At 71.5% G+C, this 26829-nt stretch carries 29 protein-coding genes and 1 tRNA gene; 5 read left to right on the top strand and 25 right to left on the bottom strand.

Annotation, left to right across the window (positions count from 1 at the left end):
* Positions 1 to 36: 36 nt before the first annotated feature.
* The 9 genes from GXW74_RS25905 to GXW74_RS25865 form a co-directional block, all read right to left on the bottom strand.
* Positions 37 to 122 (bottom strand) — tRNA-Leu (locus GXW74_RS25905).
* 105 nt (positions 123 to 227) lie between these two features.
* Positions 228 to 1148 carry an NAD(P)-dependent oxidoreductase gene (locus GXW74_RS25900; protein WP_211849575.1) on the bottom strand — a complete coding sequence of 307 codons (921 nt, stop codon included), beginning with the start codon at positions 1146 to 1148 and terminating at the stop codon, positions 228 to 230.
* A gap of 10 nt (positions 1149 to 1158) precedes the next feature.
* The gene (locus GXW74_RS25895; protein WP_211849573.1) at positions 1159 to 2247 is read right to left on the bottom strand and encodes an enolase C-terminal domain-like protein; all 1089 of its coding nucleotides are present in this window, start codon (positions 2245 to 2247) and stop codon (positions 1159 to 1161) included.
* A 35-nt stretch (positions 2248 to 2282) separates the two neighbouring features.
* Entirely contained in the window at positions 2283 to 3146 is an 864-nt protein-coding gene (locus GXW74_RS25890) for a YihY/virulence factor BrkB family protein (RefSeq protein ID WP_211849571.1), read from the bottom strand.
* A 53-nt stretch (positions 3147 to 3199) separates the two neighbouring features.
* Positions 3200 to 3532 carry an EF-hand domain-containing protein gene (locus GXW74_RS25885; RefSeq protein ID WP_211849569.1) on the bottom strand — a complete coding sequence of 111 codons (333 nt, stop codon included), beginning with the start codon at positions 3530 to 3532 and terminating at the stop codon, positions 3200 to 3202.
* Between the two features lie 201 nt (positions 3533 to 3733).
* The gene (locus GXW74_RS25880) at positions 3734 to 4642 is read right to left on the bottom strand and encodes an SAM-dependent methyltransferase (RefSeq protein WP_211849567.1); all 909 of its coding nucleotides are present in this window, start codon (positions 4640 to 4642) and stop codon (positions 3734 to 3736) included.
* Positions 4639 to 5001, bottom strand: coding sequence for a DUF423 domain-containing protein (locus GXW74_RS25875; RefSeq protein ID WP_211849565.1), 363 nt, complete (start codon positions 4999 to 5001; stop codon positions 4639 to 4641). Before GXW74_RS25875 ends, GXW74_RS25880 begins: the two co-directional genes overlap by 4 nt.
* 363 nt (positions 5002 to 5364) lie before the next feature.
* Positions 5365 to 5646 (bottom strand): PGPGW domain-containing protein, encoded by a 282-nt coding sequence (locus GXW74_RS25870; RefSeq protein WP_211849563.1) that lies wholly within the window; start codon positions 5644 to 5646, stop codon positions 5365 to 5367.
* A 63-nt stretch (positions 5647 to 5709) separates the two neighbouring features.
* A complete protein-coding gene (locus GXW74_RS25865; RefSeq protein WP_338148340.1) occupies positions 5710 to 6984 on the bottom strand; it encodes an aminotransferase class I/II-fold pyridoxal phosphate-dependent enzyme in 1275 nt (424 codons plus the stop codon).
* A 92-nt stretch (positions 6985 to 7076) separates the two neighbouring features.
* Here GXW74_RS25865 and GXW74_RS25860 point away from each other — a divergent pair, with 92 nt between their 5' ends.
* Positions 7077 to 8426 carry an aminotransferase-like domain-containing protein gene (locus GXW74_RS25860; protein WP_211849560.1) on the top strand — a complete coding sequence of 450 codons (1350 nt, stop codon included), beginning with the start codon at positions 7077 to 7079 and terminating at the stop codon, positions 8424 to 8426.
* A 110-nt stretch (positions 8427 to 8536) separates the two neighbouring features.
* On the opposite strand, the gene lpdA is transcribed toward GXW74_RS25860, so the two are convergent.
* Positions 8537 to 9928 (bottom strand): dihydrolipoyl dehydrogenase, encoded by a 1392-nt coding sequence (gene lpdA / locus GXW74_RS25855; RefSeq protein ID WP_211849558.1) that lies wholly within the window; start codon positions 9926 to 9928, stop codon positions 8537 to 8539.
* A 169-nt stretch (positions 9929 to 10097) separates the two neighbouring features.
* Between lpdA and GXW74_RS25850 the strand changes: the two genes are divergently transcribed.
* Complete coding sequence (locus GXW74_RS25850; protein WP_211849556.1) at positions 10098 to 11096, top strand: tripartite tricarboxylate transporter substrate binding protein; 999 nt, start codon at positions 10098 to 10100, stop codon at positions 11094 to 11096.
* Between the two features lie 10 nt (positions 11097 to 11106).
* Positions 11107 to 12075: a Bug family tripartite tricarboxylate transporter substrate binding protein gene (locus GXW74_RS25845; RefSeq protein WP_211849554.1), complete on the top strand. Its 969-nt coding sequence runs from the start codon at positions 11107 to 11109 to the stop codon at positions 12073 to 12075.
* 133 nt (positions 12076 to 12208) lie between these two features.
* On the opposite strand, the gene GXW74_RS25840 is transcribed toward GXW74_RS25845, so the two are convergent.
* The 14 genes from GXW74_RS25840 to GXW74_RS25775 all read right to left on the bottom strand — a co-directional run bounded on the left by GXW74_RS25840 (position 12209) and on the right by GXW74_RS25775 (position 24228).
* Positions 12209 to 12949 carry a sulfite exporter TauE/SafE family protein gene (locus GXW74_RS25840; RefSeq protein WP_211849552.1) on the bottom strand — a complete coding sequence of 247 codons (741 nt, stop codon included), beginning with the start codon at positions 12947 to 12949 and terminating at the stop codon, positions 12209 to 12211.
* Positions 12913 to 14307, bottom strand: coding sequence for a hypothetical protein (locus GXW74_RS25835; RefSeq protein ID WP_211849551.1), 1395 nt, complete (start codon positions 14305 to 14307; stop codon positions 12913 to 12915). The genes GXW74_RS25840 and GXW74_RS25835 overlap by 37 nt, the downstream gene beginning before the upstream one ends.
* On the bottom strand, positions 14304 to 15656 hold the full coding sequence (locus tag GXW74_RS25830) for a hypothetical protein (protein WP_338148339.1): 1353 nt from the start codon (positions 15654 to 15656) through the stop codon (positions 14304 to 14306). Before GXW74_RS25830 ends, GXW74_RS25835 begins: the two co-directional genes overlap by 4 nt.
* Positions 15657 to 15801: 145 nt before the next feature.
* Entirely contained in the window at positions 15802 to 16173 is a 372-nt protein-coding gene (locus GXW74_RS25825; protein ID WP_211849549.1) for a VOC family protein, read from the bottom strand.
* Entirely contained in the window at positions 16170 to 16628 is a 459-nt protein-coding gene (locus tag GXW74_RS25820) for a molybdenum cofactor biosynthesis protein MoaE (RefSeq protein WP_211849547.1), read from the bottom strand. Before GXW74_RS25820 ends, GXW74_RS25825 begins: the two co-directional genes overlap by 4 nt.
* A gap of 1 nt (position 16629) precedes the next feature.
* On the bottom strand, positions 16630 to 16881 hold the full coding sequence (gene moaD / locus GXW74_RS25815; RefSeq protein ID WP_211849545.1) for a molybdopterin converting factor subunit 1: 252 nt from the start codon (positions 16879 to 16881) through the stop codon (positions 16630 to 16632).
* A 5-nt stretch (positions 16882 to 16886) separates the two neighbouring features.
* Positions 16887 to 17555: a hypothetical protein gene (locus tag GXW74_RS25810; protein ID WP_211849543.1), complete on the bottom strand. Its 669-nt coding sequence runs from the start codon at positions 17553 to 17555 to the stop codon at positions 16887 to 16889.
* Between the two features lie 5 nt (positions 17556 to 17560).
* Entirely contained in the window at positions 17561 to 18181 is a 621-nt protein-coding gene (pgsA, locus tag GXW74_RS25805) for a CDP-diacylglycerol--glycerol-3-phosphate 3-phosphatidyltransferase (RefSeq protein ID WP_211849541.1), read from the bottom strand.
* 14 nt (positions 18182 to 18195) lie between these two features.
* Positions 18196 to 20088 (bottom strand): excinuclease ABC subunit UvrC, encoded by a 1893-nt coding sequence (uvrC, locus tag GXW74_RS25800; RefSeq protein ID WP_211849539.1) that lies wholly within the window; start codon positions 20086 to 20088, stop codon positions 18196 to 18198.
* Between the two features lie 283 nt (positions 20089 to 20371).
* A complete protein-coding gene (locus GXW74_RS25795) occupies positions 20372 to 20764 on the bottom strand; it encodes a dihydroneopterin aldolase (protein WP_246524150.1) in 393 nt (130 codons plus the stop codon).
* Entirely contained in the window at positions 20761 to 21540 is a 780-nt protein-coding gene (locus tag GXW74_RS25790; RefSeq protein ID WP_211849535.1) for an SDR family oxidoreductase, read from the bottom strand. The genes GXW74_RS25795 and GXW74_RS25790 overlap by 4 nt, the downstream gene beginning before the upstream one ends.
* Positions 21541 to 21711: 171 nt before the next feature.
* A complete protein-coding gene (locus GXW74_RS25785) occupies positions 21712 to 22503 on the bottom strand; it encodes an ABC transporter ATP-binding protein (RefSeq protein WP_211849533.1) in 792 nt (263 codons plus the stop codon).
* On the bottom strand, positions 22503 to 23276 hold the full coding sequence (locus tag GXW74_RS25780; RefSeq protein ID WP_211849531.1) for an ABC transporter permease: 774 nt from the start codon (positions 23274 to 23276) through the stop codon (positions 22503 to 22505). The genes GXW74_RS25785 and GXW74_RS25780 overlap by 1 nt, the downstream gene beginning before the upstream one ends.
* Before the next feature lies 1 nt (position 23277).
* Positions 23278 to 24228 (bottom strand): ABC transporter substrate-binding protein, encoded by a 951-nt coding sequence (locus tag GXW74_RS25775; protein ID WP_211849529.1) that lies wholly within the window; start codon positions 24226 to 24228, stop codon positions 23278 to 23280.
* 713 nt (positions 24229 to 24941) lie between these two features.
* On the opposite strand from GXW74_RS25775, the gene GXW74_RS25770 reads away from it, so the two are divergent.
* Positions 24942 to 25169, top strand: coding sequence for a hypothetical protein (locus GXW74_RS25770; protein ID WP_211849527.1), 228 nt, complete (start codon positions 24942 to 24944; stop codon positions 25167 to 25169).
* 263 nt (positions 25170 to 25432) lie between these two features.
* On the top strand, positions 25433 to 25879 hold the full coding sequence (locus tag GXW74_RS25765; protein ID WP_338148338.1) for an NUDIX hydrolase: 447 nt from the start codon (positions 25433 to 25435) through the stop codon (positions 25877 to 25879).
* Between the two features lie 228 nt (positions 25880 to 26107).
* Here GXW74_RS25765 and GXW74_RS25760 read toward each other — a convergent pair whose 3' ends face one another.
* A complete protein-coding gene (locus GXW74_RS25760) occupies positions 26108 to 26596 on the bottom strand; it encodes an energy transducer TonB (RefSeq protein WP_211849525.1) in 489 nt (162 codons plus the stop codon).
* Positions 26597 to 26829 lie beyond the last annotated feature (233 nt).

The raw sequence follows: 26829 nt of genomic DNA, 5'->3' as shown, positions 1-26829 counted from the left end.
CCCAGCATCCTTCGGCCATGCAGGCCGTCGAGAAGCTGGTGCCCGCCGCCGGACTCGAACCGGCACATCCTTGCGGATTGCGGATTTTAAGTCCGCTGCGTCTACCATTCCGCCAGGCGGGCAGTGTTGTTCGTCGGCGCTGCAGGCGGCTGGCATGCCGCTGCCTGCGCGGCGGAAGTATCCTTCCTCGTCGCCCCTCTCAAGGGTGGTTCGGGCGCGCGACGAGGCTATGCCCCTTCGCGCAGGATGCGCCGGCAATGCTCCAGCGAGGCCTCGATCAGGTTGTCCGTCGCCTCCGGCGTGCGGAAGGCGGAATGGGAGGCCAGCACCACGTTCGGCAGCGCGGCCAGCGGATGCCCGGCCGGCAGCGGTTCCTGGATGAAGACGTCGAGGCCCGCCGCTCCGATGCGGCCCGCCTTCAGCGCCTCGGTCAGCGCCGCCTCGTCCACGATCGCTCCGCGCGCGGTGTTCACGAACAGCGCGCCGGGCCGCATGCGCGCCAGGCGCTCCGCGTTCAGGAAGCCGCGCGTCTCGTCGTTCAGCAGCAGGTGCAGGCTGACCACGTGGCTTTCGGACAGCAGCGTGTCGATGTCGGTGAAGGTGACGCCGGGATGCGTCTTCGGCGAGCGGTTCCAGGCCAGGACCTTCATCCCTGCACCGGCGCAGAGCCGCGCCATCTCCGCCCCGATGCCGCCGAAGCCGATGATGCCGACGGTCTTGCCCGTGAGCTGCATCCCGTCCGTGCGCGGCCAGCCGCCACCGACGATGGCGTGGTGCATCAGCCCGATGCCGCGCGCGGCGGCCCACATCAGCGCGAAGGCCATCTCGGCCACCGCGGTGTCGCCGTAGCCCTTGATGATGTGGACCTTGACGCCGCACTCGGCCTCCAGCGCCTCGGGGTCCATGTAGGACCGCGCCCCGGTGCCGAGGAAGACGATGTGCTTCAGCTCGGGACAGCGCTTCACGACATCGACCGGGAAATGCGTGTGGTCGTCGATCGCGATCTGCACGCCCTTCAGCAGCGCGGGCAGCGCCTCGGGCGTGATGTCGGGGTCCTCGTGGATCGCCACCGGGAGGTCGTCGGCGCGGTGCAGGCGCCGCATGACGTCGGCGAGGGAGGCGTTGGCATCGACGAAGGCTGCGCGCATTCCGGTCTCCTCACACATCCGCGGCGTGCTTCGCGAGCGCCGCCTCGTCCCAAACAATGCCCATTCCCGGCCGATCCGGCACCAGGGCCATGCCGCCCTTCACCGCGACCGGCTCCACCAGCAGCGGCGCGGCCACGTCGAGGTGTTCCAGCAGATGCGCCGTCGGCGTCGCGTTCATCAGGTGCACGCTCGCCTCGACGAAGATGTGGGAGGACATCGGCACGCGGTGCGCCGCCGCCAGCGCCGCCGCGCGCAGCCATCCCGTAACGCCGCCGATCTTCATCGCATCCGGCATGCAGAGGTCCACCGCCCCCGCCATCAGCGCGCGGTGCATCCCGGCCGGACCCCACCAGTTCTCGCCGCCCTGGACCGGGATCGACAGCCGCCGCGCGAGCTCGGCCAGCCCGGCATCGTCCTGCGCCGGCAGCGGTTCTTCGAGCCAGCGGACGTCCAGTGCTTCCAGCGCGCGGCCGCGGCGCTCGGCCTCGGGCAGGGTCAGTGCCTGGTTGTAGTCGACCAGGATCCCGACGCCATCGCCGACCGCGCCGCGCACGGCGCGCACCGTGTCGAGGTCGTCCTCCAGCCGCGCCTGCCCGAGCTTGAACTTCACCGCCCTGGCGCCGAGCGTCGCGACCGCGCGTCCGGCTTCCTCCGCCAGCATCGCCGCGCCCCAGCCGCGCAGGGACGCATAGATCGGCACCGGCCGCGCCTCCGCCCCCAGCAGTTCGCAGAGCGGCACGCCGGCAAGGACCGCCAGCGCATCCCACATCGCCATGTCGAGCGCCGAGAGCGCGATCTGCACCAGCCCCTCGGTGCCGAGGATGCGGCCGGCATCGTGCAGTTCCCGCCAGATCGTCGCCGGCGCCAGCTTCCGGCCGGCGAGCCCGGCGCCAAGGCTCCTCGCCAGTGCCGCGGTCGGTCCGAGAGCCGCCGGCGTGTAGGGGAAGACATAGGACGTGCCGACCGCGCCATCCTCGGTCCTCACCTCCAGGATCACCAGCGGCGCGCGGGGAATGGTGTTCAGGCTGTTGCGCAGCGGTGGGTCGAGTGGCGCATCCACCGCGCGCACGCGCACGTCCCGGATGATCGGCGTCGTCATGGGCGGTTCCCTCCGCCCGCGATCCTGCCCGCCGTTCAGCCTTCCGTCGAGGCGACCACCTTCATCAGCGCGACGTTCAGTTCCGCCCCGAGCAGCACGACGTAGACACTGACCCAGAACCACATCAGCAGGCCGACCGTCGCGCCGAGCGGCCCGTACATCAGGTCGTAGGTCGCGTAGTTGGAGACATAGAGCGAGAAGGCCGCCGAGGCGGCCGCCCAGAGCAGCGTCGCCACCACCGCCCCCGGCAGGGTCCAGGTCAGGCCGGGATGCTCCCCCGAAGGCCCGAGCCGGTAGACCACCACCAGGCCGATGAAAACCAGGCCGAGCAGCGTGCTCATCGACATGCCGCGCAGCGCCCAGGCATGCGGGGCGGGCAGGCCGAGCAGCGCCGCCACCCCCGGCAGCGCGACCAGGGACGCGATCGCCAGCGTTGCCGCCAGGGTGATCGACAGCGTGATGCCGATCGCCAGCAGGTGGTAGTGGAAGAAGCCGCGCTGCTCGGTGACGTCATGCGCCATGTTCAGCGCGCCGATCATCGCCCGCGTGCCGGCCGAGGCCGACCAGATCGCGACGACGCCGGAGACGATGGCGCCCCACTCCAGTCGCGGCCGCGGCGCCGTGACCAGGTCGTGCAGCCGCGCGGCGATGAGCTCGAAGGTCTCCTCCGGCACCAGTTCGCGCAACACTTCCAGTTGCGGCTCGACCGTCGCCTTGTCGAAGACCAGGCCGTAGACCAGCACCAGCAGGAAGATGCCGGGAAACAGCGCCAGCATGGCGTAGAAGGCGCAGCCCGCGGCGGTCAGGGAAATGCGGTCGGATGCGGCGGCGCGCATCACCCGGCGCGCGATCGCGATGGCACCCTCCCGGCGCGAGGCGCGATTCCGGAATGCCGGCATGACGTCCATGCGCCATCAGGTAGGCCAGAACGGGCCGCGAGGGAATCGTTCCGTCAGCTTTCGCGCGGCGCTATGGCGGCCTCAGGCGGCCGCTGCCGGTCCGTGGCAGCCCGCAACTCCAGCGGCGTGATCCGTCCATCCTGGTCGGTATCCAGCCGCTGGAGCAGGGCGGCGAGCGTATTGCCCGTGGGTGTTCCCGGCCCCGCCATGTTGGCGGGGCGCTGCTGCACTGTTTGCAGCGTGGCGGCAAACTCCTGGATGCCGCCTGCAGCCTGAAGCCGAGCCGCGTCCTGCTGGCTCTGCATGCGGAAGGCCCGGATCGCCTGGGGGGCGGTAGGTGTTCTCTCCGGGATGATCTGCATGGCTGCGAACTCCGTGATGGTCATGCACCCGTCCTTCTGCCGGGCGACCCCGTCCTGGGGCGGAGGACGCATTGCAGGGGGCGTGCCAGAAGGTCGGGAGAGGGGAACCTCCCCCGATCCCCCTCCCTTCTTTGGCACCTGGGAACTGACATCGGAGGTCAGTCCCCAGGTGCCAAAGAAGGTTGAGGGGGGTACGGGGGGAGAAGTTCGCTTCTCCCCCCCGTGTCACGCCAGAAGCGCGAAGGTCAGCTCGTGCTTGTTGTGAAACCCATGGAAAACCTGGGCTCCCGGTATGGCCGCGAAGGTCGCGGCGGTCTCGTGGTCGGTGTCGCCCTGGAATTTCAGCGTGCAGACGAAGTTCCGTGCCGCTCCCGCTTCCATCCAGCGGCTCACCAGCGTCAGCAGCCGGGCCGGGTAGCAGATGATGTCCGAGAACAGCCAGTCGACCGGCACTTCCTGCCGGGGGTCGAGGCCGAAGGCGCTCTCCTGCCGGCAGGAAACGCCGGGCATGGCGGCAATGGCGGGATCGAGCGGCGCCTTGTCCACCGCTGTCACCTGCGCGCCGAGCCGCGCCAGCGCCCAGGTCCAGCCGCCCGGGGAAGCGCCGAGGTCAAGGCAGGTCTCCCCCGGCCCCGGATGCCGGCCGATCCGCGTCAGCGCCTCCCACAGCTTGAGGTAGGCGCGCGAGGGCGGGCCTTCGCGATCCTCGGCGAAACGGAGTTCCCCGTTCACGAAGGGGCTGGTCTTGGTGGGGCTGGCCAGCATCCGGTCAGGCGCCAGCAGCGTCCAGGCGCCGAGATGCGCGGTCGGGGCCGGCTCGGGGAAGACCAGCGGGCGCGCCTTCACCGGCGGCAGGCGCTCGGCGATCAGGGCGGAGCGGCGATGGTGCAGCAGCGGCAGGTGCGACCAGTTGCGCTGGATCGCGCGCAGCGCGTCGGCGCCGGCCTTCACCGAGGGAACCGGGATCTCCCGCGGGTCGGTCCAGATATCGAGCGCCCAGGGTGCGGCGACCGGCGCAGCGGGGGACAGCGCGAGCCGCCCGTGCCAGGCGGCGATCCGTGTGCCGCCGCGGCGGAGATCCTCGGCGAGGTCGGATTCGAATCCCTCCGCGGCCAGGTAGGCGCTGCGGATCACCGCTTCAGCGCCGAAACCGCCAGCAGCGCCCAGCCGACCATCAGCAGCGTGCCGCCCGTGGGCGCGACCGGCCCGAGGGAAGGGTGGCCCAGCGCGTTCCACCACACCGCGGTGCAGAACATGGCCGTGCCGATCGCGAAGGCGGCGCCGGCGAGATGCGCGAGCCAGCGCCCGCGCTCGGCCATCAGCCCGGCGGCGAGCATGGCCAGCGCGTGCCAACCCTGGACCATCAGCGCGCTGTCCACCGCGCGGCGCTGCACGCCGTCGAACCCTGCGGGCGTGCCATGGGCCGCCCAGGCCGCGAGGGCGACGACGACGAGGCCGGCGATGGCGCCGAGGAAGAGCCAGAGACGATGCATGAGTCGCTGCTTACGCGCGCGCCGCGCGGAGGGCCAGGGGGGCATGCCGAGGCGCCCGGCCGACGAGGTCATCGGCGAGGCTCAGTCGCATGGCGCGCGGGGCTGGTCGGGTCGTCGTACGCGAAGCCCGGACTTCGGGCGGTAACAGCATCAGCCAGCGGAGATCGTGTCCTCACGGGGGCTGCTTTCGTTCACGGCGGGTCCGGCCTTTCCGGTGAACAGGTGATCCCGCCGAGCATTGCTGATGACCTCTCATCGGCAGGGCGAACGGCATCGCGTGCAGTGCTGGTGTCGCGGCTGCGGGCCGGTGCCGGACTCTTCAAACGGACTCTTGCTCCGCCTCAGCCGAAAGGCTGGCCGACGTCATGCGCGGATGAACAGGCGCCGCACCCGCTCGGCCGCGCCGGCCATGCGGCGGCACAAGCCGGCCTCGATCTCCTCGATCCGCGCGATATGCTGCGGCCAGCGCTGCTGCACCCAGCCCCAGCGCTGCGCCGCCCAGATATGCTGGTCGCGCAGCACGAAGACGCCGAGGGCGAGGAAGAGGAACCCCTGCAGGAAGGGCAGCACCAGCCCGAGCACGCCGAGCACGAGCAAGGTCCAGCCGAGGCATTTGCGCGGCAGGGAGGGGCGCAGGATGACCATGGGGCGGGAGATGGGCTCGGGGGGCGGCCGGTGCAATCGGCCGCCCCGCCGCCAGCCCGGCGGCTACGCGGCCCTTTCCAGCCCGTCGGCCTCCAGGGCTGCAAGATGGATGCACAGGGCGATCCCCTCGGCCGCCGCGCGCACCTCGGCGAGGGACGGATAGGTCGGCGCGAGGCGCAGGATGCTGTCCGTCGGGTCCTTGCCGTGGGGGGAGGTCGAACCCGCCGGCGTCAGCGCGATGCCGAGGCCGCGGGCGAGTTCCACCACCCGCTTCGCGGAGCCCCGCAGCATCTCGACGGTGATGAAGTAGCCGCCTTCCGGCTCCGTCCACCGCGCCAGGCCGAGGCCGCCGAGGCGCTGGTCCAGCGCTTCCAGCACCGCCTCGAATTTCGGGGCGATCAGGCGGCGATGCGCCTCCATGTGGCGGTGGATGCCGTCGAGGTCGCGCAGGAAGCGGGTGTGGCGGAGCTGGTTCAGCTTGTCCGGCCCGATCGTCCGCCGCCCGGCCTGTTCGAGATACCAGGCGACATTGGCCTTGGACCCCGCGAAGAAGGCGAGCCCCGCCCCGGCCAGTGTGATCTTCGAGGTCGAGGCGAAGATGAAGGCGCGGTCCGGGTTCCCCGCCTCGGCGCAAAGGCCGAGGATGTCGTGCGGCGCCGGACGGTTTTCCGTCAGGTGGTGGACGGCGTAGGCATTGTCCCAGAACAGCCGGAAATCCGATGCGCCGGTGCGCATGGCGGCGAGCCGGCGGGCGGTGGCCTCGGAATAGGTCGCACCGGTCGGGTTGGAATAGGTCGGCACGCACCACATGCCCCTGACCGCAGGGTCGGCGGCCAGGCGCTCGACTTCCTCCATGTCCGGCCCGTCCTCGCGCATCGCAACCGGAATCAGGCGGATGCCGAAGCCTTCGCAGAAGCCGAAATGCCGGTCGTAGCCCGGCACCGGGCAGAGGAAGGCGACGTCCTGGCCCACCCAGGGCGCGGCCGAGCCCGGCACGCCCTTGAGCAGCGCCCAGACGATGCAGTCATGCATGACGGCCAGGCTGGAATTCTCGTTCACCACCAGCAGCTCGGGCGGCACGCCGAGCATGGCGCCGAACAGCCGCCGCGCCTCCGGCAGGCCCTGCAGGCCGCCGTAGTTGCGGGCATCCTCGCCGCTTTCCGTCAGGTGGTCGCGGTTGCCCGGCAGGGCGAGCATGCCCTCGGCAAGGTCGAGCTGCTCGGGCGAGGGCTTGCCCCGCGTCATGTCGAGCTTCAGCCCGGCGGCGGCGAGGCGGGCGTAGGTGGCGCGGGCTTCCACGCCCTGGGCGGCGAGGGCTTCGGGGGAAAGGACAGGCACGATGGCGTCTCCGGGACAGGACAGGCGACAGCGGGGCGGAGAGTGTGCGAGACAATGTCTCGGATCAATCGAGATATTGTCCTGAGATCAATATGGGCGAGACGGACTACAGACGCCTGGCGGATGCGCTGGCGGAGGAGATCGGCACGGGGCGGCTGCGCCCGGGCGCGCGGCTCGAGCCGGTGCGGCGCTTCGCCTATGAGCACGGCATCGCCGTCTCCACCGCCAGCCGGGTCTATGCCGAGCTCGGTCGCCGTGGGCTGGTGGCGGGGGAGGTCGGGCGCGGCACCTATGTGCGCGCCGGACTGGCGCCGCCGCCGCTCGCCGAGCCCGGCCGGGCCGATCTGGTTGATTTCGAGTTCAACTTCCCGACCGTCCCCGGCCAGGCGGAGGCCCTGGCCGCGGTGCTGCGCGAGGCGCTGTCGCCGGAGCGGGCCGCCGAGGCGATGCGGCCGGTGGGGGCGCAGGGCCACGCGGCGGCCAGGGCTGCCGTCTCCCGCCATCTGGCCCGCGGCGGCTGGACCCCGGCGCCGGAGCACCTGCTCTTCGCCGGCGGTGGTCGCCAGGCGATCGGCGCCGCCATTGCGGCCTGCGTCGCGGCCGGGGAACGCCTCGGTGTCGAGGCCATGACCTACCCGGCGGTGAAGGCCATGTCGGCCCGCCTCGGGCTGGTGCCCGTGCCGCTCGCCATGGACGCCGAGGGCCTTCTGCCCGAGGCGGTGGAAGCGGCGATGCGCGCCGGGCCGCTCAAGGCCGTCTATGTGCAGCCCGTCATCCACAACCCGACCGGCGCAACCATGGGGGAGGAGCGCCGCCGCGCCCTCGCGGCGCTCGCGTCGCGCGAGGGAATCGCCCTGATCGAGGACGCGGTCTTCGGCTTCCTCGACGATTCGCCGCTGCCGCCGCTGATCGCCCTGGCGCCGGATCGGGTGCTGCTGGTGGACGGCATGTCGAAGCGGGCTTCGCCTGGGTTGAGCAGCGGCTTCGTCGTGGCGCCTTCCGCCACGCTGCGGCGGCGCGCGGCGGCGGCGATCCGCGCCGGCGCGTGGCACGCCTCGCCGATCGGCCTGGCGGCCGTGACGGCGTGGATGGACAGCGGGCTCCTGGGGACGCTGGAAGCGCGCAAGCGGCAGGATGCGAGGGCGCGCCAGGCCGTGCTGCGGGAAGGGCTCGCCTCACACGCGCTGCGCGGGGACCCGCGCGCCTATCACCTCTGGCTGGAGTTGCCCGAGGCCTGGCGGTCGGACGCCTTCGCCACGGCGGCGCTGCGGCGCGGCGTGGCGGTGACGGCATCGAGCGCCTTCACCACCCAGCCGGGGCACGCGCCGAACGGGGTGAGGCTGGCATTTTCCTCGCCCGCCCTGCCGGCGATGCGCGAGGGCATCGCGATCCTCGCGGAATTGCTGGCGCAGGGGGGAGAGGCGGAGATGCCGCCGGAGTGAGAGGGACCGGAGGGGCCTTGCCCCTCCGAACCTCCCCACCAAAGGCCGAAGGGCCTTTGGAAACCGTCACCTGGCACCGGGCGGGGGAAGGGCCTCGCCCCTCCAATCGTTCAGATGTGAATCGGCTTGCTCCAGGCGGCCAGCGCCGCCTCCTTCACCGCCTCGTTCAGCGAGGGATGGGCGTGGCTGACGCGCCCGATGTCCTCGGCAGATGCACCGAACTCGATGGCGATGGCGATCTCGGCGATCAGCGTGCCGGCATCCGGCCCGATGATGTGCGCGCCCAGCACCTTGTCGGTCGCCTTGTCCGACAGGACCTTCACGAACCCGTCCGTCGCGCCCATGGCGCGCGCACGACCATTCGCCATGAAGGGGAACTTGCCGACCTTGTAGGCGACGCCAGCGGCCTTCAGGGTCTCCTCGGTCGCACCGACCGAGGCCACTTCCGGCCATGTGTACACCACGCCCGGAATGGCGTCGTAGTTCACGTGCGGCTTCTGGCCGGCGAGCATCTCGGCCAGCGCGTAGCCCTCGTCCTCGGCCTTGTGCGCCAGCATCGCGCCGGCGATGGCATCGCCGATGGCATAGATCCCGGGCACGTTCGTCGCGAAATGCGCGTCGGTCTTCACGCGGCCGCGCTCGTCCAGCGCCACGCCCACGGCATCGAGGCCGAGGCCGGTCAGATACGGACGGCGGCCGATGGCGAGCAGCACGACATCGGCGCGAAGTTCCTCCGCATCGCCGCCGGCCGCCGGTTCCACCTTCAGCGTCACGCCCGTGGCGTCGGCGACCGCGCTGGTCACCTTCGACTTCAGGCGGACCTTCATGCCCTGCTTGGTCAGGATGCGCTCGAACTGCTTGCGCACCTCGCCGTCATTGCCGGGCAGGATGCCGTCGAGGAACTCGATCACCGTCACCTCGGCGCCGAGGCGGCGCCAGACCGACCCGAGCTCCAGCCCGATCACGCCGCCACCGATGACGACGAGGTGCTTCGGCACGCTCTCCAGCTCCAGCGCGCCGGTCGAGGTGACGATGCGCTTCTCGTCCACCTCCACGCCCTTCAGCGGCATGCTCTCGCTGCCGGTGGCGATGACGATGTGCTTCGCGGCGTAGTCCATGCCGTTCACCTGCACCACGCCCGGCGCGGTGATGCGGCCCTCGCCCTTGAGCCAGGTGATCTTGTTCTTCTTGAACAGGAACTCGACGCCGCTGACGTTGGCCTTGACCACATCGGCCTTGCGCGCCTGCATCTTCGCGAGGTCCAGCGAAACCTGCCCGACGCCGATGCCGTGGTCGGCCAGGTGGTGCGCGGTCTCCTCGAAGACTTCCGAGGAATGCAGCAGCGCCTTGGACGGGATGCAGCCGATGTTGAGGCAGGTGCCGCCCAGCGTGTCCCGCTTCTCGACGCAGGCCACCTTCATGCCGAGCTGCGCCGCGCGGATGGCGCAGACATAGCCACCGGGACCGGCGCCGATCACGATGACGTCGAAGGTTTCGGGCATGGGGCGGTCGTCCTGGGCTGTGGGCTTCGGAAAGGCGCGCGGAAGGTGCCTCCCCCCGCGCGCCGGATCAAGGCGCGGAGAACCCCTTGGGCCGCGCCGCGTCAAGCGCTTATCCTGCCGGGCAGGTCGGCGCCGTCAGATGCGCTGCCGCAAGGAGAGGATCGTTCGCATGCCCGTCCGGGATACCGCCCGAATCGCGCCCACGCGCCGCCTGCTGCTGGCAGCCGGCGCCGCGGGCCTCGCCGCCCCTGGTCTTGCCCGTGCCCAGGGCCGCTTCCCCGACCGGCCGATCCAGATCGTGGTGCCCTGGCCGGCCGGCGGTTCTGCCGATGTCCAGCTTCGCTCGATCGGGGACATCGCGAGCCGCACCCTCGGCCAGCCGGTCGTCGTCCAGAACCGGCCTGGTGCCGGCGGCACGCTCGGCCCGCTCTCCGTCGCTCAGCAGGCGCGCCCCGATGGCCACACGCTGACGCAGATGCATCTGTCCGTCCTGCGCCGGCCCTGGATGATGCGCACCCCGGGCTGGGACCCGGTCGCCGACTTCACCCACATCATGGGCATGACCGGCTGGCTGTTCGGCACCGCGGTCAAGGCCGACAGCCGCTTCAGCACCTGGCAGGAGATGATCGCCTTCGCCCGCGCCAACCCCGGGCGGCTGACCTACACCACCTCCGGCATCGGCACGACGAACCACCTGGCGATGGAATCCATCCAGGAGAAGGAGGGCATCCAGCTTACCCACGTCCCCTATCGTGGTTCCAACGAAGCCGTCACCGCCGTGATCGGCGGGCAGGTGGACATGGTCTGCGACAGCAGCACCTGGGCGCCCTTCGTCGAATCCGGCCAGATGCGTGCCCTCTCGGTCTGGACGGCGGAGCGCGTGCGGCGCTTCCCCACCGTGCCGACGCTGAAGGAACTCGGCTACGACCTCGTCGTCACCTCGCCCTACGGGGTCAGCGGCCCGCGCGGCATGGACGAAGGCATCGTCCGCGTGCTGCACGACGTCATGAAGGCCGCGCTGATGACGCCGGAGAACGCCGAGGTCCGCTCGCGCTTCGACATGCCGCTCGTCTACATGGATACGCAGACCTACCGCGCCTTCATCGCCGAGCGGGTGGAATACGAGAAGGCGATGGTCCGCCGGCTCAACCTCACTCTCGACGGCTGAGGGGGCGGGCATGGCGACGCTGCGGCGCACCCTTCTTCTCGCGGGGGCGTCCTTCGCCCTCGCGCGCCCCTCGCTCGGTCAGGGGCGTTTTCCCAACCGGCCGGTGCGCTTCCTGATTCCCTGGGCGCCCGGCGGCACGCTGGACGGCTTCATGCGGCTGCAGGCCGAGACCTTCCAGCGCGAGTTCGGCCAGAGCCTGATCATCGAGAACATGCCGGGCGCGCGCGGCACGCGGGCGGCGATCCAGCTCGTCGGCCAGACGCGGCCGGATGGCTACACCATCGCGCACCACCATCTCTCGGTCCTGCGTCATCCCTTCCTGACCAAGCGGCCGACCTGGGACCCGGTGAACGACTTCACCTACATCATGCAGCAATCGGGCTTCGTCTTCGGCCATGTGGTCCACCCGCAATCGGGCTGGAACACGCTGGCCGACATGTGGGCGGCGGCGCGGGCGCGACCGGGGCAGCTCACCTACGGCACCTCGGGCATCGCAACCTCCAACCATCTCGCGATGGAGGAACTCTGCGAGAAGGAGGGCGTGCAGATGATCCACGTCCCCTATCGCGGGACGAGCGAGAACATCACCGCCCTGCTGGCGCGCCAGCTCGACGTCATCGCCAATTCCAACGCCTGGCAGCCAGGCGTGGAGGCGGGGCAGATGCGCCTGCTCGCGGTCTGGACGCGCGAAAGGCTGCGCAGCTTCCCCGATGTGCCGACGCTCCAGGATCTCGGCTACGGGATGGTGGTCACCTCACCCTATGGCATCGTCGGCCCCAAGGGCATGGATCCGGAGATCACCGAGTTTCTCCACCAGGCTTTCAAGCGGATGCAGGAAAGCCCGATGATGCGCGACTACATGGTGCGCAACGAAATGCCGGACGAATACCTCGGGCCGGCGGCGTACACCGCCTTCGCGCGGGAACGCGCGGCGTATGAGCAGCGGATGGTGGCGCGGCTCAATCTGAGTATCGATTGAGGAAGGTCGGGGGAGGAGAACCTCCCCCGAGCCCCCTTCCTTCCTTGTTACTTGGGAACTGATTTCGGAGGTCAGTCTCCAAGTCGCAAAGAAGGTTGGGGGGTCCGGGGGGAAGTTCCCTTCCCCCCGGCCTTCACCCCCCGAACGCCCGCACTGCCAGCCACGCCCCGAGCAGTCCGAGCGCCACCTGCACGACCTTGCGGAACGCCGCCTCGTCCAGCCGCACCCGCAGTCGCCGCCCGGCTTCCATCCCTGCGAAGGCCGGCGCCAGCCCGGCGAGCGAGGCGAGCCCCAGTTCCGCCGGCAGCATCCCGCCGCCTGCCAGCGCCGCTGCGAGCGCCCCGTTCACCAGCACAACGCCGAGCCCGAAGCCCTGCACGAATTCCTCGCGCGGCAGGCGGATGGCCTGCAACCACGGGGCGGCGGGGACCAGGAAGCTCCCGGTCAGCCCCGCGATCGCGCCCGAGACCGCCCCCATCGGTGGCCCCAGCCAGCGTTCGGCGGCGGGCGAGGGTGCCGGAAGCCGCGGCGCCGTCAGCGCGAGCGCCGAGGACGCCACCAGGATCACGCCCAGCAGGCCCGAGAGCAGGAGCGCATCGGTCCGCGCGAGCTGCCCCGCCGCCGCATAGGTCGCGCCCGCCGCGCAGATCAGGAAGATCCCGATGCGCGGCGCCACCCGCCGCAGCGTGCCGCCCGCCAACGCCTGCCACACGTTGGTGGCGAGCGAGGGCACCAGCATCAGCGCCATGGCCTCGGGCAGCGGGCGGAACAGCGCGAGCAGCGCGATGCTGATCGTCGGCAGGCCGAAGCCCGCGACGCCCTTCACGAGCCCGGCGATCAGGAAGACAGGCAGGATGAGGAGGAATTCGGCCATGCGGCCATCCTGGCGCGGATCTTCTCGTCGTCGGTGAGGCCCGCACCGAAACGTGGCGCGAGGCCAAGCACGGCCGCGAGCGGCACCAGCCAGACGATGCGCGCCTGATAACGCGCGGCAGGGCCGGAAAGCGCGCCGGTGGCGAAGGCGTTCACCACCACCGCCAGCAGCAGCCCCGCGACCAGCCCCAGCCGCGCGCGGTCCCCTCGCGAGGCGGCCAGCAGCAGCGCGACGACCGCCAGCGGCAGGCTCAGCAGCAGCACCGGCAGATGCGGCGCGAGGAAGGGCTCGGCGAGGCCCGGCAATGCCCCTCGCATCTGCGCCGCCGCATCGAAGGCGGCGAGCTCCTCCGCCGGCAGCACCGCGACCGCGCGGCGGGCGGAGGCCGCGAGATGCGTGCTTGCCAGCGTGTCCCCGACCCACGTCATGCCGAGTTGCTCGACGGTGTTGCGCGCCATGGCCGCGGCGACCTCGCCCGGACGTTCCGCGACCGTCCGCCCGACGATCGCCGCCGCCTCGGGCGCGAGGCGCATGCCGCCCATCGCGATCGGCGTCCCGTTGCGCTGCCGGTTGACGGGTGACTCCGCGCTCCAGAGGAAATGGTCGCTCGGCATCGGCAGGTCGCGGGCGGAGCCGCAGAGATGCCAGCCGGCCTGCGGGCAATGCGCGCGGATCGTCGCCGCGGCCGGCCCGTCCGCCTGCAGCCGCGCGAGCAGGAACACTGCCCCGTGCGGCGACAGCGACGGCCGGCCGAAGGCCCAGGCATTGGCCGCGACCAGCGCGCCGAGGGCGAGCGCGATCGGAACCGCCGCCCGCAGCGGCGCCATGATGCCGCGCGCCAGCACGGCGACGAGCACGACCATCGCCAGCGCCGTCGGCAGGTGCGACAGATGCGCCGCCACCGCGAAGCCGCCGAGCAGGGTCAGCCACAGCGCCTCGGCGCGGGAGAAGCGGTCCCGCGCGAATCCCAGCAGCAGCAGGCAGAGCGGCGCCAGCGCGGCAAAGACATCCGGCATCAGCGTCGCCGCGAACCAGGGGGCCGAGGTGAGTGCCGCGAGCCCGGCGCAGAGCAGCAGATGCGCCGTTGCCGTCGCTTCCCCTCGCGCCCCGCGTTGCGCCAGCCACAGCAGGTGCGAGACCACCAGCACCTGCGCCGCCAGCGCCGGCCAGAGCGACCAGCCCCAGTGGAACAGGTGCAGGAAAGGCCCGTAGGCGGCCGTCTTGTCCCAGGGCCACTCGGGAAACAGCGTGTGGCCGAGGTAGGAGACGCTGTCGATGAAGACCAGCGGATAGCCGTTGAGCAATGCCGGCCAGGCGAGCAGCGCCGCGCCGGCGAGGATCGCGGCCGGTGCCTTCACGGCGTGTCCCTGCGCGGCGCGGCGGGCAGCAGCAACAGCAGCGCCCCCACCGGCAACAGCCAGGCGATCCGCGCCTGGTAGCGCGCATGCACGCCGGACAGCCCCCCCGTCGCCGCCGCATTGCCGACCACGCCGACCAGCAGCGCGGCGAGCAACCACAGCCGCAGCGCATCCCCGGCGCGTGCCGCCCGCAAGCCGGCCAGCGCCAGCAGCGGCAGGGAAAGCAGCAGCACCGCAAGGTGCAGAAGGCCAAAGGCCGGCACTGCCGCGCGCAGTTCCCCGCGCGGTTGCAGCGCGGCGTCGTAGGCGGCGAGTTCCCGCGCCGGGAAGCCCTCGGCGATGCGCGGGCGCAGCGCGGTGGCGAGGTGGTCGTCGCCCAGCGTGTCGCCGATGCCCGTCGTCGTCACCTGCCGCGCAGTGTTGCGCAGGATGGCGAGCGCGACCTCGATCGGATGGGCACGCAGGGTCGCCGCGACGATCTCGCCTGCCTCGGCCGAGATCAGCGCGCCGCCGAGGAAGCGTGCCTGTCCCGCCGCGTCGCGGTTCACCGGGCTGTCCGGCGCCCAGAGGAAGTCGTTGGCGTCCATCGGCAGCCGGTCGACGAAGGCGCAGAGATACCAGCCGGCCGCCGGGCAGCGCGCGCGGATCACCTCGGTCGCCGGCCCGTCGGCCTGCAGGCGCGCGAGCATGAAGGTGGCACCATGCGGCGAGAGCGCCGCGCGCCCGTGCCCCACCCAGTTCGTCGCCAGCAGCAGCGCCACCGCGGCCACCACCGGCGCCGCCGCGCGCGGTGCGCCCCAGGGCAGGCCGTGCCCGCGCCGCAGCAGGTCGGCCGCCAGCGCCAGCGCCACCATCGCCAAGGCGAGCGGCAGATGTGCCAGGTGCGAGGCGACGGCGAGGCTCGCCAGCACGCCGAGATACGCCGCTTCCGCGCGTGACAGACGCGACCGCGCAAAGCTCAGCAGCGACAGGGACAGCACCACCACCGGCGCGAAGACATCCGGCATCAGCAGCGCGACGGTGAAGGGCGCGATGGTCAGAGCCGCGGCCACCGCGCAGACGGCGACATGGGCGATGGGGGGCGCCGCGCCTCGCAACACGCGCTGCGTCAGCCAGAGCAGATGCGAGACGATCAGCGCCTGCGCGACCAGCGGCCCCCACAGCGTCACGCGCCAGTGGAAGGTGTGCAGGAAGGGGCCATAGATCCACGGCTTGTCCCACAGCATCAGCGGGCCGAGCGTCTGGTGCAGGAAGCCGCCGGTGTCGCTGAAGACGAGCGGGTAGCGGTTGAGGAAGGCCGGCCAGGCCAGCAGGGCGGCGCCGAGCAGGATGGCGCCGAGGGTCTTCACGGGCGGAAGAAGGTCGGGGGGAGGGAACTCCCCCCGAATCCCCCCTCCTTCCTTGGGAACTTCGCGCTTCGCCGCAGGCGAAGCGCCCCGACAGAAAAGGGAGGGGGATCGGGGGAGGTTCCCCTCCCCCGACCTTCCCGTGGCATCACCCGCCCGCAAACAGGCACAGCACATTCCCCTCCGGGTCCGCCGCGTGCAGCGTGTGTTCCCCGGAAGCTTGCGCCGTCGGCGGTTCGAGCACCGCGACCTTCGCCATCAGCAGCCGCCGATGCCAGCGTTCCAGCTCATCGAGCGTGTCGAGCCGGAAGGCGAGCATCACCCCCGGCTCGCCCTCGCGCGTGAACAGCGCATCGCCGCGCGCACGCAGCGCCAGGCTCATCGCGCCGAGGTCGAAGCGCACCCAACCGGCGCGGGCCTCGGCCGGCGGGCGTTCCAGCAGGCGTTCATAGAAGCCGCGCTGCCGCGGCAGATCGCGGCAGGGGATGACCACGGCCTCGAGTCGAAGGGCGGGGGTCACGCGTCCGGCGCGGCCCAGCGGGCGGCCGCCGCGTCGTCCTCGGCGCGCGCCTCGACCCAGCGATGCGTGCCGGCGGCGAACTCCTCGCGCTTCCAGAAGGGTGCCCTGGTCTTCAGCCAGTCGATCAGGAAGGCACAGGATTCCAGCGCCGCCGCGCGATGGGCCGAGGCGGTCAGCACCAGTACGATGGGCTCTCCCGGCAGGATGCGGCCGACGCGGTGGATCACGGTGCAGCCGGTCAGCGGCCAGCGCTGCTCGGCTTCCGCGGCGATGCGCGCGATCGCGCGCTCGGTCATGCCGGGATAGTGCTCGAGCACCATCGCCGCGAGCCCGTCATCACCGCGGCAGATGCCGAGGAAGCTGGCGATGCCGCCCACATCGGCGCGCCCGGCCGACAGAGCGGCGGTTTCGGCCCCTGCATCGAAGGGCGCTTCCTGAACCAGCACCTTGGCCATCTCAACCCCCGGTGACAGGCGGGAAGAAGGCGACCTCGTCATTCGCGGCGATGGGGTGGTCGGGTGTTGCGAAATCCTGGTTCACCGCCGCGCGGAGCTGGCGCGGATCGGCAAAGGCGGCGGCGTGCCCGGGTGAACGTTCCGCCAGCCAGCGGACCAGGGCGGCGACGTCGCGCACCTCGGCCGGTGGCGCGACCTCTTCCTCGGCCACCCCGACCTTCTGCCGCACCCAGGCGAAGTAGAGGACGCGCATGGCGACTAGCGCGGGGTGGGCACGGTCGTCACGCGCCCGCCCGGCTGGATGATGGTGGTGGTGCCGCCATCCTGGATGGCGACGCCGCCGGCCGGGTTGCCCGGCTGGACGATGCCTTGGACGCGGCCGGTGCCGCCGGTGGTGACGGCCGGCGGCTGGCCCGGGATGGTGACGACGCGCGGTTCCTCCCGCTCGGGCGGCTCGGGCACCGGGGGGGCGGCGCGCCTTGGCGCCGGCACCTGCACCGGCGGCGGGACGGATGCCGAGGGCGGCGGCGTCGAACTGCCCACGCGCCGCGTGCCCGACGACGGCTGAGAGGCGCCAGGCGGCGTGGTCTGCGCATCGACTTCAGGGCGCGGCACGGGGCGGTAGTCGGGCACGTGCGTCACCGCCGCCTCGGGCGAGGCCGGGCGCGCGGATTGCAGCGCGCCGGCGCTCAGGCGCAGTTGCTCGATGCCTTCGCTGCGCAACGGCTCGAATGCCGGTTCCTCGCCGGTCACCCGGCGAATGGTCAGGCTGTCGCCGGTCACGACCGGCCGGCTCGACATGTCCCAGGAAGGCTGCCAGTCCGGGCCGCATCCCGCCAGAGCCAGCAGCATTGCCCCGGCGCCAATTCCGCGTCGCATCGGATTCCGCTCCGCCATCGTGAAGGTGAAGATGAGCCTGCCGGGCATGCTGCTCAAGGGCGTGCCGCCGGCGTTCCTGCCCTCGGTGGGCGTGGTCGGGCATCCTGCTGCCCGGCGTGGCGCAGCCCCGCCTGGAGGTAGTCCCAGCCGGTGACGAGGGTGAGCGCGGCCGCCACCCAGAGCCCGGCCTCCCCGATCATGGAGACGGGCAGGAACCTGAGTCCGATCGTCGAGGCGCCGGTGTCGCCGGCCAGCAGCGTACCGAGCGCACCCATCTGGAAGCCGGTCTTCCACTTCGCCAGCCGCGTCACCGGCAGGCCGACGCGCAGCTCCGCAAGGTATTCGCGCAGGCCGGAGACCATGATCTCCCGCAGCATGATCACGATCGCGGGATAGAGCGCGGCATGCGAGAGCCGGTCGAGCCCCACCAGCAGCATCAGCGCCGCGCCCACCAGCAGCTTGTCGGCGATCGGATCCAGCATGCGGCCGAAGGAGGAGGTCACGCCGCGGTCCCGCGCGATCTTGCCGTCGAAGTAGTCGGTGACGCCGGCGACCGAGAAGACGAGGCAGGCCGCCATGTCCGCCCAGGGCGCGCCGATCGCCGCGAAGGCCACGAGCACCGGGATGGCCGCGATGCGGGAGATCGTCAGCAGGTTGGGCAGGTCGGTCGGCATGGTGCGCGGACTGCTTACCCCGTCCCGTCGCGCGGGGCCACCGCGCCGGGATGGAAATGCTCGTGGATGCGCCGCGCCACGGCAGGGCCGATGCCCGGGCAGGCTTCGAGATCCGCGAGCCCGGCCTGCCGCACGCCGCGCGCGGAGCCGAAATGATTGAGCAGCCGCCGCTTGATCGCCGTGCCGACGCCGGGGATGTCGTCCAGCTCCGATTTCGTCAGCGCCTTGGACCGCCCGGCGCGGTGGGCCGAGATGGCGAAGCGGTGCGCCTCGTCCCTGAGGCGCTGCAGGTAGTAGAGGACGGGATCGCGCGGCGGGAGCTGGATAGGCTCCCGCCCCGCCATGTGGAACCACTCGCGGCCGGCGTCGCGGTCCGGCCCCTTGGCCACGCCCACCAGGGGCACGTCCTCCACGCCGAGCTCCGTCATCACCGCCTGGGCGGCGGAAAGCTGCCCGGCGCCGCCGTCGATCAGCACCAGGTCGGGCCAGGTGTCGGCCTCGCGGCCGGGATCTTCCCGCAGCGCGCGGCCGAAGCGCCGCTCGAAGACCTCCCGCATCATGGCGAAGTCGTCATTGCCCGGCGCCGCCTTGATCGAGAACTTCCTGTACGCCTGCTTCATGAAGCCGGAAGGACCGGCGACCACCATGACACCGTAGGGGTTGGCGCCCTGGATGTGGCTGTTGTCGTAGATCTCGATGCGCTCCGGCGGGGCAGGCAGGCCAAAGAGGCTCGCCACGCCGTCCAGCAACTGCGCCTGGGCGGTGCCTTCCGCGAGGCGGCGTTCCAGCGCCTCCCGCGCATTGGTCGCGGCGTGGTCGACCGCCTCCTTCTTCTCGCCCCGCTGCGGGCGATGGAGCTCCACCTTGCGCCCGGCCTTGAGCGAGAGCGCCTCGGCGATCAGCGCCGCCTCGGGCGGTTCGTGGGAGAGCAGCACCAGCGGCGGCGGCGGCAGGTCGTCGTAGAGCTGCGCGAGGAAGGTGCCCATCACCTCCTCCGGCGACTGGTCCTGCTTGGCGTGGCTCAGGAAATAGGGGCGGTTGCCGTTGTTGCGCCCGCCGCGGAAGAAGAAGACCTGCACGCAGGACTGGCCGGCCGCCTGGTGCAGCGCGATGACGTCGGCATCGCCGACCGCTTCCAGGTTCACCCTGTCCTTTCCCTGGACATGCGTCAGGCCGCGGATGCGGTCGCGCAGCGCGGCCGCGCGCTCGAATTCGAGCTTCCCGGCCGCGTCCTCCATTTCCGCCGCGAGGCGCTTCTGGATCGAGGGCGTGCCGCCGGAAAGGAATTCCTTCGCCTCCCGTACCAGTTCGCCATAGGCCTCGTGGCTGATGCGGTGCACGCAGGGTGCCGAGCAGCGCTTGATCTGGAACAGCAGGCAGGGGCGCGTGCGGCTGTCGAACACCGTGTCGCGGCAGGACCGCAGCAGGAAGACGCGTTGCAGCGCCGTGATGGTCTGGTTGACCGCCCAGGCCGAGGCGAAGGGGCCGTAGTAGGAGGCGCCCTTGCGCCGTTCCCCGCGGTGCTTGGCGATCTGGGGATAGGGGTGCTCGTCGGTGATGACGAGCCATGGATAGGATTTGTCGTCGCGCAGGACGATGTTGAAGCGCGGCCGCAGCCGCTTGATCAGGTTGGCCTCGAGCAGCAGCGCCTCGGCCTCGGAGCCGGTGGTGACGATCTCCAGGCTACGGGTCTCGAACACCATGCGCCGCAGCCGTTCCGACAGCCGCGAGACCTGGGTGTAGGCGGTGACGCGCCTGCGCAGCGAGCGCGCCTTGCCGACGTAGAGCGCATCCCCCTTCGCATCGAGCATGCGATACACGCCCGGCGCGAGCGGCAAGGTTGCCAGCGCCGCCTCGATGACGTGCAATCCGTCCTGCGGCGCCGGAGAGGCTTCGGAACTCGTCACGGCGACGGAACCGGGGGCAATCGACCCGTCTTGTCCACGATTCCTGTGGACAACTCTGTGGGCGAAGCCTGCGTCATGGTTCGCAGTGGCAGGTTACAGGACGGTTTCGACGATTTGCCGCCGATTTGCGCGATCTCGTAGAAATCTTCTAAGCCATTGTTTTCATTGTAAGAAGTATTCGCGTGCCCGCGAATGCATGGGTCAAGACCCATTTTTCGCTTGACCGAGAGATTGCGGGATCGCCGCCGCTCGGCGCGGTGGACAAAATTCATCACCGCTTGTTTCAAAATCGCGTCCTTTCAACGACAACGCCGACACTGGTCACGTCAGGCAGGACGTCGGGCTTTTCCACCGAGACGCGTACCGCGGTGATCCGGTCGTCCCCAAGCAGCGCCAGCGCGATCCTTTCAGCCAGGGTCTCGGCGAGTCGCACATGTCCGGCAGAGGCAATGCGCCGCGCCGTCGCGGCGACGAGGCCGTAGTCCACCACCCGGGAGAGCTCGTCCACGCCCTCCGCGCCCGGCGCCGCCTCGTCGCGCACCGCGAGATCGATGCCGATGACCACACGCTGCGGGCGAAGTTCCTCATGTGCGTACACGCCGAGGCGCGCCTGCACCGTCAGGCCGCGGACGAAGACGTGGCGCAGGCCGCGCGCGGCATCCGGGGCGAAGGTCATTCCTCGGGCTCCGTGCCGTGGCTCGGCGACCATTGCAGATGCTGCCCGCCGTCGAGCGCAATCATCTGCCCGGTCATCGAGGGCAGGGAGAGAATGGCGAGCAGTGCGCGCGCCACCTCCTCCGGGGAGGTACCGTGGCGCAGCGGCACCGACAGCGCCTGACGGTCGAACTGCTCCTGCGACTGCCGCGGGCTGGGCAGCGCCGGGCCGGGTCCTATCGCGTTCACGCGGATGCGAGGTGCCAGCGCGAGGGCGAGCGACTGCGTCAGCGTCCACAGACCTGCCTTCGAGACGGTGTAGGAGACGAAGTGCGGCGTCAGCGACCAGACGCGCTGATCGAGCATGTTCACCACCACGCCTTCGCAACCCTTGGGCAGTGCGCGGGCGAAGGCCTGCGCCAGCACGAAGGGCGCGCGGAGGTTGGGCTCGATGTGCAGGTCCCAGCTCGCGCGCGTGACGTCGTGCCATTCGTCGCGCACGAAGGTCGAGGCGTTGTTGATCAGCACGCCGACGGGGCCGAGGGCGGCCGCGGCCTCGGGCAGGAGGCGGGCGACGTCCTCCTCCCGCGTCAGCTCGGCGCGTAGCGCCACCGCCTGGCGGCCGCGGCCGCGGATCTCCCCGGCGACGGCCTCGGCCTCGGCGGCGCTGGCCGAGTAGTGGATGGCGAGGTCGAAGCCGGCCTCGGCCAGGGCGATCGCCATGGCGCGGCCGAGCCGCTTCGCCCCGCCGGTGACGACGGCGACACGGGGAATGGTGGTGGGAATGGGGGGCGACATCGGCGCGGATGTAGCGCGCCCCCGCCGGGTCGTCATCGGGCGCCCATGCCGGGTCGGCGAAGCATGATGCCGCACCGCGCGGTGCCGGCGGCGCCGTCCGCTGCTCGGCCGCCGAGCCGACCCGGAGCGCGACACGCTCCGCGCACAGGGAGAAGCCGTGTGCGGAGGGGATCAGGCGACGGTGGCGGCCTTGCGCACCTCGTCCCGGATCTCGGCCATCAGCCGGGCCTTGAGGGCGGCGAAGTCCGGCGCCGTCTTCATCGTCCAGTCGCGCGGATAGGGCAGGGGGACCGGCACCTCCGCCTTGATGCGGCCCGGGCGGGCAGACATCACCACGACGCGGTTCGCGAGGAAGATCGCCTCGTCGATGTCGTGGGTGACGAAGAGCACGGTCTTGCGGTCCGCTTCCCAGATCTCGAGGAGCAGTTCCTGCATGAGTTCGCGCGTCTGGTGGTCGAGCGCGCCGAAGGGCTCGTCGAGCAGCAGGATCTCGGGATCGTTGGCGAGCGCGCGGGCGAGGGCGGTGCGCTGCTGCATGCCGCCGGAGAGCTGGCGCGGCCAGTGGTTCTCGAAGCCCCGGAGGCCGGTGCGGGCGATGAACTTCTCCGCGACGGTCTGCTGCTGCGCTTCCGGCATGCCGCGCTCGGCGAGGCCGAAGCGGATGTTCTGCGCAACGGTCAGCCAGGGGAACAGCGTGTAGGACTGGAACACCATGCCGCGGTCGGGACCGGGGGCGACGACAGGCGCGTCGTCCAGCGTCACCTGCCCGGCCGTGGGGCGGTCGAGCCCCGCGACGATGCGCAGCAGGGTCGACTTCCCGCAGCCCGAGGGGCCGAGGATGGCGACGAACTCGCCTGGCTCCACTGTCAGGTTCGTGGGCTGCAAGGCGAGGGTCGGCGCCGCGCGGCCCTGGCCGGGAAAGGTACGGGTCACGCCGGCGATGCGAAGGGTCTTGTTGCTCATCAGATCGCCGCCCAGGGGAACAGCTTCCGGTTCAGTGCCTTGAACAGGAAGTCCGTCACCAGCCCGATCACGCCGATCACCACGATGCCGAAGATCATCTGCCCGGTGTCGAGCAGCCGCTGGCTGTCCATGATCATGTGGCCGATGCCCGAGGTGGCGCCGATCAGCTCGGCCACGATCACGTAGGTCCAGGCCCAGCCGAGCACGAGGCGCAGCGTCTCCATCACCTGCGGCGCGGCCGAGGGGATGATCACCCGCCGCACGATGCCGCGCGACCGCGCGCCGAGCGTGTAGGCCGCCTCCACCAGGTCGATCCGCGTCGCGCCGGCGATCACCGCGACCATGATGACGATCTGGAAGAACGACCCGATGAAGATGACGGAGAGCTTCTGCGCCTCCCCCACCCCCGCCCACAGGATGAGCAGCGGGATGAAGGCCGAGGCCGGCAGGTAGCGCGCGAAGGAGATGAAGGGCTCGAAGAAGGCCTCGACCGGCTTGAAGGCGCCCATCATCAGCCCGAGCGGCACGCCGATGGCCGCGGCGATGAGGAAGCCGCCGACCACGCGGAAGATGGTGATGCCGATGTCGCCGGCGAAGCCGAACTCGGTCAGCAGCGACCAGCCCGCCAGCAGCGTCCGCCCCGGACTGGCCAGGAAGAGCGGCGGCACCCAGCCGGACCAGGTCACCGCGCCCCAGCCGGCGACGAACAGCACGAAGAAACCGACGCCCAGGATCACCCGGGCGCCGGTCGAGACGGGAACGAGAGGCTTCATCTCACCCCAGGAAGGACGTGTTGAGCAGCGGCCCGAGGTTCACGTCCTGGCGCACCACGCCGGTCTCGCGCTGCACGGTGTGCGCCTTGCGCATGAATTCCGGCAGGCCGGCCGCGACGTAGTCCTTGTTCTTCGCCTGGTCGAGCCATTCGATGAACTGCGCGCTGGCCTTGAACTGCTCGGCGGTCTGGTTGACGCGGCGGCCCATGATCTCGAAGGAGCGGTCGGGCTCGCGCGCGATCATCGCCAGCGCGTCGAACCAGGACTTCACGACGCGACGCACCGCTTCCGGGTTGGCCTGGATGAAGGCCGGCTGGAAGGCGAGCGTGTCCACCACGCAGGGGTAGTCCAGCGTCGTCGCCAGGATCTTGCCCTTGTCGGCGCCCATGGCGCGCACCTGGGAGAGATAGGGCTCATAGGTCGAGCAGGCGTCGAACTGACCGGCGACGAAGGCCTGCGCGGCGGGCTGCGGGGCGAGCGTCGCGGTGGTCACGTCGCGGATCGACATGCCGTTCTCGCGCATCATGTAGGCAAGCACGAAATAGGGCGTGGTGCCGGCGCCATCGACCGCCACCGTCTTGCCCCTGAGGTCGGCCCAGGTGTTGATCGCCGGCCGCACGCCGATGCCGTCCCCGCCGCGGGAGCGGTCGAGCACCAGCACCTGCACGAGCGGCGCCGAGCTCGCCCACAGGATCATGGTGTCCACGGTGGTCACCACGCAGTTCAGCGCGCCGGCGACGAGCGCCAGGTTGCGTTCCCGCTGCGGCACGAACTTCGTCTCCACTTCGACGCCGTTGGCGCGGAAGATGCCGGCCTGCTCGGCCAGCGTGAGCGGCGCGAAGCCGGTCCAGCCGGACATGCCGATGGTGATCTTGGGCAGGGACTGGGCGCGCAGGGCGGCGGGCGCGGCCAGGAGAAGGCCGGTGGTCCCGAGCAGATTGCGGCGACGCATCGCGATGTTCTCCTTGCTGGGGGCCGCGACGGCCCCGGCAGTGATGTCTGGCGGGCGAGGCTATCGGACGCACCGGCCGGCGCAAAGGCCCAGCAAGCCGGATGCCAGTCCGCCCCGGACGGAGCGGAGCCGCGACCTGCGGCGCGATACCGGCGCCCGCGCAGGGGCCTGCGCCGCCGCGTGCCGATCCGCCCCGGCCAGGGCGGGGGGCCAGGAGGGCATTGCGTCCGGGCCGGCGTGCGCATAGCATGAATACATGATCACGACCGGCAGCCCCGCCGCACGATTTTGGTACCGCTGGTATCCACCAGCGGCCTAGGGGAACGCCTCGCGATCATTCCTCCCGAAAGCCGCCACGCTCCGGCGGCTTTCGCGTTCCGGGACACTGACGTCCCGCCTCCCGCAAGACCTCCAGAGCGCCGGCGGCCCCAGCCAGAAGAAGGCCCGCCATGCAGCGCACCGAATACGATTTCGACGTCATCTCCGGCCCCTCGACGCCGCCGCGCCCGCCGGTGCCGAAACCCACCGCGCCGGCCAAGCCGGCGCCGGCGGGCAAGTGAGGCCGCGGCGGCGAGGTCCGGCGCCCCGCCCGACCGGCCGGCACGACGCAGGCGTCGTCATGGGTCGTTAACCGGCGCGCGGGCATGATCGGCCCGCGGCGCCCCCCGATGCCGAAACCGCGCCAGGACGGCGATGATCCGGATGGAAACACCATGCGGCCTGCCGACTGGAATCTGCTGAGCGACGACGTGCAACTTACCCTGTCGCGGGAGGCGCTGCGCCGCGCCGCCGAAACCCTCGCCGGCCACGCCGAGATCCTGGCGCGGGAGATGGAGGACGGCGCCCTGCTCGATCGCGGCGGCCCGGACGCCCTGCGGCTCTTCGCCGCGGTGGTGCGTGCCACCAACCGCGAAGCCTTCGGCGAGATCGGGCACGCCTGAACACTTCGCCGCGATGCTCCCGGCCCTGGCCCTGACCGCCCGGAGCAGATCCCGATCGGGCGTCCCCCTCCCGGTCCCGTGAGGATGCTCGTGACGGCGAGGGACCGACGCGGCCGCCCTTGCGCCGAGGCGAACGGAGACCGCTCCGTCGCCGCCGGCTGCCGAGCGGGCCACCCGTGCGCCGGCACGGTGGACGGCGGAATCCACTTCCTGCGATTCTGCTCGCGCCGCCGAGTCGCGGCCGCAGAACAGGGGAGTTCCGCGTGGTCAGGAGTATCGGGCCGGCCTGGGGCCGCGAGCGGCGCCGCCAATGCGCGGCATTGCCCATCCGCGAGCGCGACGGGGTGCTTCACGTCCTGCTGATCACGACCCGCGGCCGTGGCCGCTGGGTGATCCCCAAGGGCTGGGCGGAGGCCGGCGTCGCGCCCCACGCGCTGGCGGCGCGCGAGGCCTTCGAGGAAGCCGGACTGCTCGGCCGCACGGCGGAACAGCCGATCGGCGCCTACAGCTACCGAAAGCGGCTGCCGGACGGCCGCCGTGCCGTCTGTCAGGTGGAGGTCTTCACCCTCGAGGTCGAGGCGCGGGCGACCGACTGGCCGGAACGCGGCCAGCGCCGCAAGCGCTGGCTGCCCCCGCTGGAGGCCGCGGCGCTGGTTTCGGAGCCGGGCCTCGCCGAACTCCTGCTCGGGCTCTGCCGCGAAGCGGCTTAGAGCGGTTTCCGTTCGCCTTGGGTCACGGCAACCGCTCTAAGCTCTTGCTTTCACGAGCATCTTTACCCGATCAGGTGATTCCACCTGATCGGGCTCTGCTCTAGAGACCGTTGCGGAAGTCCTGCACCGGCCCGCACCCCGTCCCCGCGACAGCGTTGCCGGATGGCGCGGCGCGGGGCCGGTGGCGGCGTCGGGCATGTGCCGTTCGGCGCCTTCCCGAAACGAGTCTCAGCGCCGGTGCAGGATGTAGTGGATGGTCAGGTCGATCGTGACCTGCTGCTCCGCCGTGCCGGGCGGGAAGGGCGGCAGCGCGGCGCCGCGGAAGACCGCCTGCGAATAGTGGTTGAGGAAGATCGAGCGCGACGGCGTGCGCAGTTCGACACTGCGCACGCGCCCGTCCGCGCCGGTGGTGATGCGCACCGTAACCGGTCCCTGCTCGCCGAGCTCCGCCGCCTCGCGCGGGTAGCGCAGCGTGCGGTCCAGCCAGGCGCGCAAGGCGTTGCGCCAGTCGGGGCCGGCCTCGGCGCCGCGCACGCGCAGGTTCTCGACATCGCCGGGGCCGGGCAGGTTCGCCCCCGGCCGCAGGTCGAGGCCCCGGCGCGGCGCCCCGGGGCGTGACGGGTCGGCCTCCCCCAGCCGAACCGGCGGACGATCGGTGAGGTCGAGTGGTGGACGTGGCGCCTCCGGTGGCGGTGCGGGCGGCGAGGGCGGCGGCATCGGCAAGGCCGCGATGGCGGGCGGCGCCGTCCGTTGCGGCGGCGTTGCAATTGGCGGCGGGGGGAGCTGCGGCGGTGGTGTGACCGGTGTGGCGACGGGCGGCGCTGCCGCCGGCGGAGACGGCGTCGGTCGGGGCGGCGCCGGTGGCGGCGGGGGCGGGGCTTCGACCGGCCGGCCGGGCGGTGGCTCGGCAGGTTGGGGCGGTGCGGCGGTGGGTGGCGCCGGCGTGGGCG

Source organism: Neoroseomonas eburnea (assembly GCF_018129005.1).
GTDB classification, from domain to species: domain Bacteria; phylum Pseudomonadota; class Alphaproteobacteria; order Acetobacterales; family Acetobacteraceae; genus Neoroseomonas; species Neoroseomonas eburnea.
This window is presented reverse-complemented; position numbering and strand designations above follow the sequence as displayed.

Bases quoted from the DNA above. Each gene is read 5' to 3' on its own strand.
- GXW74_RS25885 (WP_211849569.1), bottom strand. From the start codon at position 3,532: ATGACCATCACGGAGTTCGCAGCCATGCAGATCATCCCGGAGAGAACA.
- GXW74_RS25840 (WP_211849552.1), bottom strand. From the start codon at position 12,949: ATGGCCGAATTCCTCCTCATCCTGCCTGTCTTCCTGATCGCCGGGCTC.
- GXW74_RS25780 (WP_211849531.1), bottom strand. From the start codon at position 23,276: ATGAAGCCTCTCGTTCCCGTCTCGACCGGCGCCCGGGTGATCCTGGGC.
- GXW74_RS25820 (WP_211849547.1), bottom strand. From the start codon at position 16,628: ATGGCCAAGGTGCTGGTTCAGGAAGCGCCCTTCGATGCAGGGGCCGAA.
- GXW74_RS25895 (WP_211849573.1), bottom strand. From the start codon at position 2,247: ATGACGACGCCGATCATCCGGGACGTGCGCGTGCGCGCGGTGGATGCG.
- GXW74_RS25845 (WP_211849554.1), top strand. From the start codon at position 11,107: ATGGCGACGCTGCGGCGCACCCTTCTTCTCGCGGGGGCGTCCTTCGCC.
- GXW74_RS25875 (WP_211849565.1), bottom strand. From the start codon at position 5,001: ATGCATCGTCTCTGGCTCTTCCTCGGCGCCATCGCCGGCCTCGTCGTC.
- lpdA (WP_211849558.1), bottom strand. From the start codon at position 9,928: ATGCCCGAAACCTTCGACGTCATCGTGATCGGCGCCGGTCCCGGTGGC.
- pgsA (WP_211849541.1), bottom strand. From the start codon at position 18,181: ATGCCGACCGACCTGCCCAACCTGCTGACGATCTCCCGCATCGCGGCC.
- GXW74_RS25760 (WP_211849525.1), bottom strand. From the start codon at position 26,596: ATGCCGCCGCCCTCGCCGCCCGCACCGCCACCGGAGGCGCCACGTCCA.
- GXW74_RS25775 (WP_211849529.1), bottom strand. From the start codon at position 24,228: ATGCGTCGCCGCAATCTGCTCGGGACCACCGGCCTTCTCCTGGCCGCG.
- GXW74_RS25850 (WP_211849556.1), top strand. From the start codon at position 10,098: ATGCCCGTCCGGGATACCGCCCGAATCGCGCCCACGCGCCGCCTGCTG.
- GXW74_RS25860 (WP_211849560.1), top strand. From the start codon at position 7,077: ATGGGCGAGACGGACTACAGACGCCTGGCGGATGCGCTGGCGGAGGAG.
- GXW74_RS25900 (WP_211849575.1), bottom strand. From the start codon at position 1,148: ATGCGCGCAGCCTTCGTCGATGCCAACGCCTCCCTCGCCGACGTCATG.
- GXW74_RS25790 (WP_211849535.1), bottom strand. From the start codon at position 21,540: ATGTCGCCCCCCATTCCCACCACCATTCCCCGTGTCGCCGTCGTCACC.
- GXW74_RS25890 (WP_211849571.1), bottom strand. From the start codon at position 3,146: ATGCCGGCATTCCGGAATCGCGCCTCGCGCCGGGAGGGTGCCATCGCG.
- moaD (WP_211849545.1), bottom strand. From the start codon at position 16,881: ATGCGCGTCCTCTACTTCGCCTGGGTGCGGCAGAAGGTCGGGGTGGCC.
- GXW74_RS25795 (WP_246524150.1), bottom strand. From the start codon at position 20,764: ATGACCTTCGCCCCGGATGCCGCGCGCGGCCTGCGCCACGTCTTCGTC.
- GXW74_RS25810 (WP_211849543.1), bottom strand. From the start codon at position 17,555: ATGCCCGGCAGGCTCATCTTCACCTTCACGATGGCGGAGCGGAATCCG.
- GXW74_RS25770 (WP_211849527.1), top strand. From the start codon at position 24,942: ATGCGGCCTGCCGACTGGAATCTGCTGAGCGACGACGTGCAACTTACC.
- GXW74_RS25870 (WP_211849563.1), bottom strand. From the start codon at position 5,646: ATGGTCATCCTGCGCCCCTCCCTGCCGCGCAAATGCCTCGGCTGGACC.
- GXW74_RS25785 (WP_211849533.1), bottom strand. From the start codon at position 22,503: ATGAGCAACAAGACCCTTCGCATCGCCGGCGTGACCCGTACCTTTCCC.